General features: G+C 68.2%; 6 protein-coding genes. 3 read left to right on the top strand and 3 right to left on the bottom strand.

What is annotated here, in order from left to right:
• Window positions 1-11: 11 nt before the first annotated feature.
• Genes hisF through J1M40_RS11620 form a run of 3 tightly spaced genes read right to left on the bottom strand, consistent with a single transcriptional unit; the run spans window position 12 to window position 1,989 of the window.
• Window positions 12-782: an imidazole glycerol phosphate synthase subunit HisF gene (hisF, locus tag J1M40_RS11610; protein ID WP_049146869.1), complete on the bottom strand. Its 771-nt coding sequence runs from the start codon at window positions 780-782 to the stop codon at window positions 12-14.
• A gap of 46 nt (window positions 783-828) precedes the next feature.
• Window positions 829-1,677 carry an ATP phosphoribosyltransferase gene (gene hisG, locus J1M40_RS11615; protein WP_049146867.1) on the bottom strand — a complete coding sequence of 283 codons (849 nt, stop codon included), beginning with the start codon at window positions 1,675-1,677 and terminating at the stop codon, window positions 829-831.
• Window positions 1,678-1,725: 48 nt separating this feature from the next.
• A complete protein-coding gene (locus J1M40_RS11620; protein WP_010078767.1) occupies window positions 1,726-1,989 on the bottom strand; it encodes a phosphoribosyl-ATP diphosphatase in 264 nt (87 codons plus the stop codon).
• A 126-nt stretch (window positions 1,990-2,115) separates the two neighbouring features.
• Between J1M40_RS11620 and J1M40_RS11625 the strand changes: the two genes are divergently transcribed.
• The 3 genes from J1M40_RS11625 (at window position 2,116) to J1M40_RS11635 (ending at window position 6,422) form a co-directional block, all read left to right on the top strand.
• Window positions 2,116-3,123: an IS481 family transposase gene (locus J1M40_RS11625; protein WP_206450804.1), complete on the top strand. Its 1,008-nt coding sequence runs from the start codon at window positions 2,116-2,118 to the stop codon at window positions 3,121-3,123.
• Window positions 3,124-3,984: 861 nt separating this feature from the next.
• Window positions 3,985-5,406: a hemolysin family protein gene (locus J1M40_RS11630; RefSeq protein WP_036337238.1), complete on the top strand. Its 1,422-nt coding sequence runs from the start codon at window positions 3,985-3,987 to the stop codon at window positions 5,404-5,406.
• Complete coding sequence (locus J1M40_RS11635) at window positions 5,406-6,422, top strand: CNNM domain-containing protein (RefSeq protein WP_036337237.1); 1,017 nt, start codon at window positions 5,406-5,408, stop codon at window positions 6,420-6,422. The genes J1M40_RS11630 and J1M40_RS11635 overlap by 1 nt, the downstream gene beginning before the upstream one ends.
• Window positions 6,423-6,744 lie beyond the last annotated feature (322 nt).

Raw genomic sequence — 6,744 nt, forward strand, 5'->3', positions numbered from 1 at the left:
GGCCGCCGGGGTCAGCGGACGGTGTGCCCCGCCTGCCGCAGGGCGTCCTTGACGCGGGCGAGCATGTCGTCCGGGCCGAAGTGGAACAGGGAGGCGGCGAGCACCGCGTCCGCACCGGCCGCGACGGCGGGCGGGAAGTGCTCGGGCTCGCCGGCGCCGCCGGAGGCGATCAGCGGCACCCGCGTCACGGCGCGCACGTCCCGGATCATCTCCAGGTCGAAGCCCTCGCGGGTGCCGTCCGCGTCGATCGAGTTGAGCAGGATCTCCCCCACCCCGCGCTCGGAGGCCTCCCGGCACCAGGCGACGGTGTCGATGCCGGTGCCCCGGCGGCCGCCGTGGGTGGTGACCTCATAGCCGGAAGCGCATCCCGGGTCCTCCGTGCGCCGGGCGTCGAGGGAGAGCACGAGGACCTGGGACCCGAAGCGCCGGGTGATCTCCGTGATCACCTCGGGCCGGGCCACGGCCGCGGTGTTGACGGAGACCTTGTCCGCCCCCGTGCGCAGCAGCCGGTCCACGTCCTCGACGGTGCGCACGCCGCCGCCCACGGTCAGCGGGATGAAGACCTCCTCTGCCGTGCGGGTCACGACGTCGTAGGTCGTGGCGCGGTCCGAGGTGGAGGCGGTGACGTCGAGGAACGTGATCTCGTCGGCGCCCGCGGCGTTGTAGCGGCGAGCGAGCTCGACCGGGTCGCCCGCGTCCCTCAGGTTCTCGAAGTTCACGCCCTTGACCACGCGCCCGGCGTCCACGTCCAGGCAGGGGATGACACGCACGGCGAGGCTCACGTCGGCTCCTTCGTCTCGGGGGGCTCGGGCGGGACGGCGCGGGCCGTCAGAGGCGGATCGCGTGGATCGCGGAGATCAGGATGCCGCGGGCGCCCAGGGCGTACAGCTCGTCCATGACGCGGTTGGCGTCCAGCTTGCGGACCATGGAGCGCACGGCGACCATCGTCTCGTCCCGCAGCGGGGAGACCGTCGGTGACTCCAGCCCCGGGGTGACCGCGGTGGCCGCCTCCAGCAGGTCACGGCGGATGTCGTAGTCGATCATGACCCAGCGGCGGGCCACGAGCACGCCCTTGAGGCGGCGCAGCAACACGTCGAGGCCCTCGGGGCGCTCCCCCGCGCGGCCGATCAGCACGGCCTCCGAGTCGAGGATGGGCTCGCCGAAGACCTCCATGCCGGCGGCGCGCAGAGTGCTGCCGGTCTCCACGACGTCGGCGATCGCGTCCGCCACGCCGAGCTTGACGGAGGACTCCACGGCGCCGTCGAGGTGGACCACCTCCGCGTCGAGGCCGGTGCGCTCCAGGTAGGCGTGCAGCAGCCCGTCGTAGCTGGTGGCGATGCGCCTGCCGGCCAGCTCGGACTCGGAGGAGAACGTGCCCACGGGCGCGGCCAGTCGGAACACGGACCGGCCGAAGCCGAGCGCCATGATCTCCTCCGCTGTGCCCTCGACCTGGGCGTCGCGGAACAGGTCCCGCCCGGTGAGGCCGACGTCGAGGGTGCCCTTGCCCACGTACACCGCGATGTCTCGGGGACGCAGGTAGAAGAACTCCACCTGGTTCTCGGGGTCCACGAGCACCAGCTCGCGGGAGTCGCGGCGCTGGCGGTAGCCGGCTTCCTGCAGGATCTCACGGGCGGCCTCGGCGAGGGCGCCCTTGTTCGGAACGGCGATGCGCAGCACGCGTCGGTCTCCTCGGGGTGCGGTGGGCGGGGAACGGGGCCGGCGGCCTCAGAGGTGGCGGTAGACGTCCTCGAGGCTGATGCCGCGGGCGATCATCATGGTCTGCACGTGGTACAGCAGCTGAGAGATCTCCTCGGCGGCGGCCTCATCCGACTCGTACTCGGCGGCCATCCAGACCTCGGCCGCCTCCTCGACGACCTTCTTGCCGATCGCATGGACGCCGGCGTCGATCTGGGCCACGGTGCCGGAGCCCTCGGGGCGCTCTTGCACCTTGCGCGTCAGTTCCGCGTACAGCTCGTCGAAGGTCTTCACGTGACCACCCTAGCTGTTGTGGGTCATGAGGTTCTTGCCACGGGGTACGGGCTGAGATGAGACGAGCGGGCCCCTGCCGCAGGATGGAAGTTCCTCAACAACCCACCTGCCAGAAGAGACCCGCTCATGACTCACGCTAACGCACCCCTGACCCCGACCGGCCGGCTGCGCATGGTCCAACGCCACCTGCACGACGGGATCCCGCAGTCCCACGTGGCCGCGGAGTTCCGCGTCAGCCGCCCCACGGTGGCCACCTGGGTCGCCCGCTACCGTGCCGAAGGCGAGGCAGGACTGCAAGACCGGTCGAGCCGGCCCCATCGCTCACCTGCCCGGCTCGACCCCGCGATCGTGGCCGAGCTGGAGGCCCTGCGCCGGGCCGAGAAGTGGTCCGCCCGGCGCATCCATCACCACCTCGTCTCCGAAGGCCACCAGCTGTGCTTGCGCACCGTGGGGAGGTGGATGCACCGGCTGGGCATCTCCCGGTTGCCAGACCTCGCGCCCACGGGTGAGGACCTGCGCCAACGACCACAGAAGATCACCGCCCGCGGCCCGGGGCACATGGTGCACATGGACGTGAAGAAAATCGGACGCATCCCCGAGGGGGGAGGCTGGCGTGCTCACGGCCGGGACTCCGAGAACGCGCGAGCGGCCAAACGCGGGCCTGGCCGACGGGTCGGGTACACCTACCTGCACTCGGCGATCGACGGGTACACCCGGCTGGCCTACACCGAAGCGTTGGAGGACGAGCGGGCGGCCACGACCGTGAGCTTCTACTGCCGGGCGAGGGCGTTCTTCGCCGCGCACGGCATCACCGTGGACCGGGTGATCACGGACAACGGGAACAACTACCGGGCCGTGGACTTCACCGCGAAGGTGGTCTCGCTCGGGGGCCGGCACCACCGGATCCGCCCCTACACCCCGCGTCACAACGGGAAGGTCGAACGCTACAACCGGCTGATGGTCGATGAGGTCCTCTACGCCCGCCCGTACTCCTCAGAGCAAGCTCGGCGTGAGGCCCTGCAGGTGTGGGTGAACCACTACAACTACCATCGGCCTCATACCTCCTGCGCAGAGGCTCCTCCGGCCTCACTGGCCCCAGCGCGAGTCAACAACGTCATGCCCTCCTACACCTAGCGACCCGACCAGTCCAGCCCGGACCGCAGTCGGTCATTGTGACGGACGGGACGGCGGGGTCTTCGCCACGCGCTGCACCTGGATGCATCCTTCTTCCACGAGAGTCAGATTCCAGGGGAACCGTCTTGCAGGCCGAGACGCCCACATCACTGTCGGAGTTCTGAAAAGCCCCCCGCTGCATCAACAATCCATGTCGCTTTTTACGCAGAATAAATTACCCTCTCTTCAATTTCTGCGATTTTCCCAAGTGAGGATGATGGGATGAACCAAGGTCTGGTCAAGTGGTTGACGACCGATCGCGCGGCTTCCTCGAAAAGCGTCCGAATCAACAACGGATGGAAACGCTCGGATGGAGATCCACACCACCGCGGGTCGTCGGCATACCCCAGTGGTCGATGGGCCTGACCAAGCGGGCAAACTATTCAGGCGATGTGAGTCAATAACATTTGATAAACGCCGAGTAGATTTGGCGGACATTTCTCATGCAACTTTAAGTCTATGCGCCCGAGGATTAATTAAAAGCCAGGTAAGGTATCTTCTGGCTGACATCGAACCTGTGCGCCATCTCGGCCGTTGAGATACCCATCTCAGCAATCGCCTTCGATTGCCTCGCACGGGTACACCCGATGGGACATCGTGGCGGGCAGAGGCGGGATGCCGGCTGCGAGGCCACACCCCCATCTTGCCCTGAGACCGATTACCGGTGGTAGCGTACCGCCATTATTCATTCGACCCCTTATGGAGCCCCTGAATACATGAGCGACGGCCCAGCCGCCTGCCCTGGTGACAGTCCGAGCGTCACCCCCACCCCACCCCGCAGCTGGCGGGGTCGCCTGCACCTCGTGGGGAGGTGACTCAGGCATGGATCCAGTCCTGACACTGATCCTCGGATCCCTCATCATCCTGGCGATCATCGCCGCCAACGGCTTCTTCGTGGCCCAGGAATTCGCGTACATGTCTGTAGACCGCGTCCGCCTGCAGACCGCCGCCAAGGCCGGCGACCGCGCCGCCGCCCGCGCACTGCAGGTCACTCGCCGCACCTCCTTCATGCTCTCCGGCGCGCAGCTGGGGATCACGGTCACAGGCCTCATGGTGGGCTACGTGGCAGAGCCGATGGTGGGTGCGGCCCTGACCGAGTTGCTCGGCGGCACCGCACTGCCTTCTGAAGTGGTCATCGCCATCTCCACGCTGGGCGTACTGGTGGTGGCCACCCTGGTGCAGATGATCATCGGCGAGCTGTACCCCAAGAATTTGGCCATCGCCAACCCCGAGCCCCTGGCCCGCGCTCTGGCCCGGCCCACACAGATCTACCTCGGCCTGTTCGGCTGGCTCATCTGGGTCTTCGACAAGGCGGCCGAGGTGCTGCTCAAGCTCCTGCGCATCGAGCCAGTGCACGACGTCGACAGCACCGCCTCCGCCGAGGACCTGGACCGCATTGCCCTGGACTCCAGAGCTTCCGGATCCTTGCCCGCGGAGGTCTCCGTCCTGATCGACCGGGTGCTGGACTTCCCAGACCAGGACGTGCAGCACGCGATGGTGCCCCGCTCGCGTGTGGACGAGGTTCAGCCCCAGACCTCCCTGGCTCAGGTGCGCGACCTGATGGCCACCGGCCACACCCGCTACCCGGTGATCTCGAACGAACACGAACCGCTCGGGGTAGTCCACCTCACCGACCTGCTCGGTGAGACCCGGATGGCCCCGGACACCCCCGTGTCCGCCCTGATGCGCCCTGCACTGGTGCTGCCCACGATGATGTCCCTGCCCGACGCAGCCCGGGAGCTCGACGGCTCAGGGCAGCAGATGGCGTGCATCGTGGACGAGTTCGGCGGCTTCGTCGGCGTGCTCACAGTGGAAGACCTCGCGGAGGAGCTCGTGGGCGAGCTCACGGACGAGCACGACCTGCACCCCCAGGAGGAGATCACCGCCACAGGCCTGCACTCCTGGGTCCTGAGCGCAGAGGCCCACCTGGACGAGCTCGAGCGCCTCGTCGGGCACCCCCTGCCCGTGACCGAGGCCGAGTCCGCCGCCGGTCTGACCATCGACGCTCTGGGCCGTCTGCCCCGGGAAGGCGAGGTCATCACGATCGACCTGCCCGAGGACCCACGAGACTTCGGGGCTGAGGAGGTCTACGACCGCCACCTGCAGGTCGAGGTCCTCTCCATCCAACGCAGGGTCCCGGCTCGACTGCGGATCCACCTCATCGAGGTGCCCCGCTCTGACACCGCCGGCAGCCATGCCGCCCACGAGGCCCAGCCCGACGCCACCACGGACGAGGAGCGATGATGCACGGTCCACTGATCGTCATGCTCGTGACCACAGCGCTGATCGTGCTCAGCGCGATCTTCGTCATCATGGAGTTCTCCCTGCTGGGCGCCCGCCGGCACCGGCTGGAGGCCGAGGCAGGACGCAGCCGCGCCGCGCGGGCCGCTCTCAAGGGAGTCGACGAGCTGACCCTCATGCTCGCCGCAGCCCAGTTGGGCATCACCTTGTGCACCTTCGCCCTGGGGGCGATCACCAAGCCGGCCGTCGACGCATGGCTCGGCCCCGTCCTGGAGGACTGGGGCATCCCCGCAGCGGCAGCCGGAACCGCCTCCTTCGTCCTGTCCTTGCTGGCCGTGACCTTCCTTCACCTGGTCATCGGGGAGATGGCCCCCAAGTCCTGGGCCATTGCCCACCCCGAGACCGCAGCCAAAGCCGTGGCCGTGCCCGCACGCGCCTTCGTCTGGACCGTTCGCCCCCTGCTGCTGCTGGCCAACCGGCTGGCCAACCGCCTGGTGACCCTCAGCGGCGTCACCCCCGTGGACCAAGCCGCCGTGGGCGGCTACGACGCAGCGGCCATTCGTCAGCTGGTTGAGCACTCCGCCGCCGCCGGCACCCTGGACCGGCAGAACCATGAAGCCTTGGCCGGTGCCCTGGACCTTCAGACCCTCACTCTCGGGGACCTCCTCCCCCAGGGTCAGCACCCGGTCAAGGTCGCCCCCGACGCCGACGTCGAGGCGGTCCAGAATGCCGCTGCGTGCTCAGGGCACTTGCGTATCCTGGTCCAGCCGGACCATACCCCTGAGAGCGTTCCGGGCGTCGTCCACGTGCGGGACACCCTCACGATGGAGCCTTCTGCGCCAATCCAGCCGCTTATCCAGCAGGCTCTGACGCTGCCCTCCACCACACCGTTGCACGAAGCACTTGCCTCCATGCGCCGCAACAGCCGCCAGCTGGCCGCAGTAACCCAGGACAACCGGTTCACTGGGGTCGTCACCCTCACCGACGTCTTGCGCGGAGTGTTGCCCCGCGCGGCTTGAGTCCACACCTCGGCAACACCACCGCGGGGGCCGCTGAAACGGCCCCCGCGGTGGTGTGGACAAAGAATCAGAATCGGCACAGTGGCCTCGCCCCCCATTCCGGCCTCAATGGGCTCAGTCATGCTCCGACTCACGGGCGTGTAACGGCTAAATCGGTCGTTTGTGGCGGCTGCTCGGTGTGCCGCCCGGTGTCATGTGTGGCTTGCGCCGCTATATGGCGGGGTTCTGTCGGAGCTCAGTGGCGGCCTCCAAGCACGCGGGCAAGAGGGCGCTGCGAGTGAGGCTCACGTTCCGCAAGCCGATCCTTCACCGGGACAGCGGC

This window comes from Micrococcus sp. KRD026 (assembly GCF_017168445.1).
Lineage (GTDB): Bacteria > Actinomycetota > Actinomycetes > Actinomycetales > Micrococcaceae > Micrococcus > Micrococcus luteus.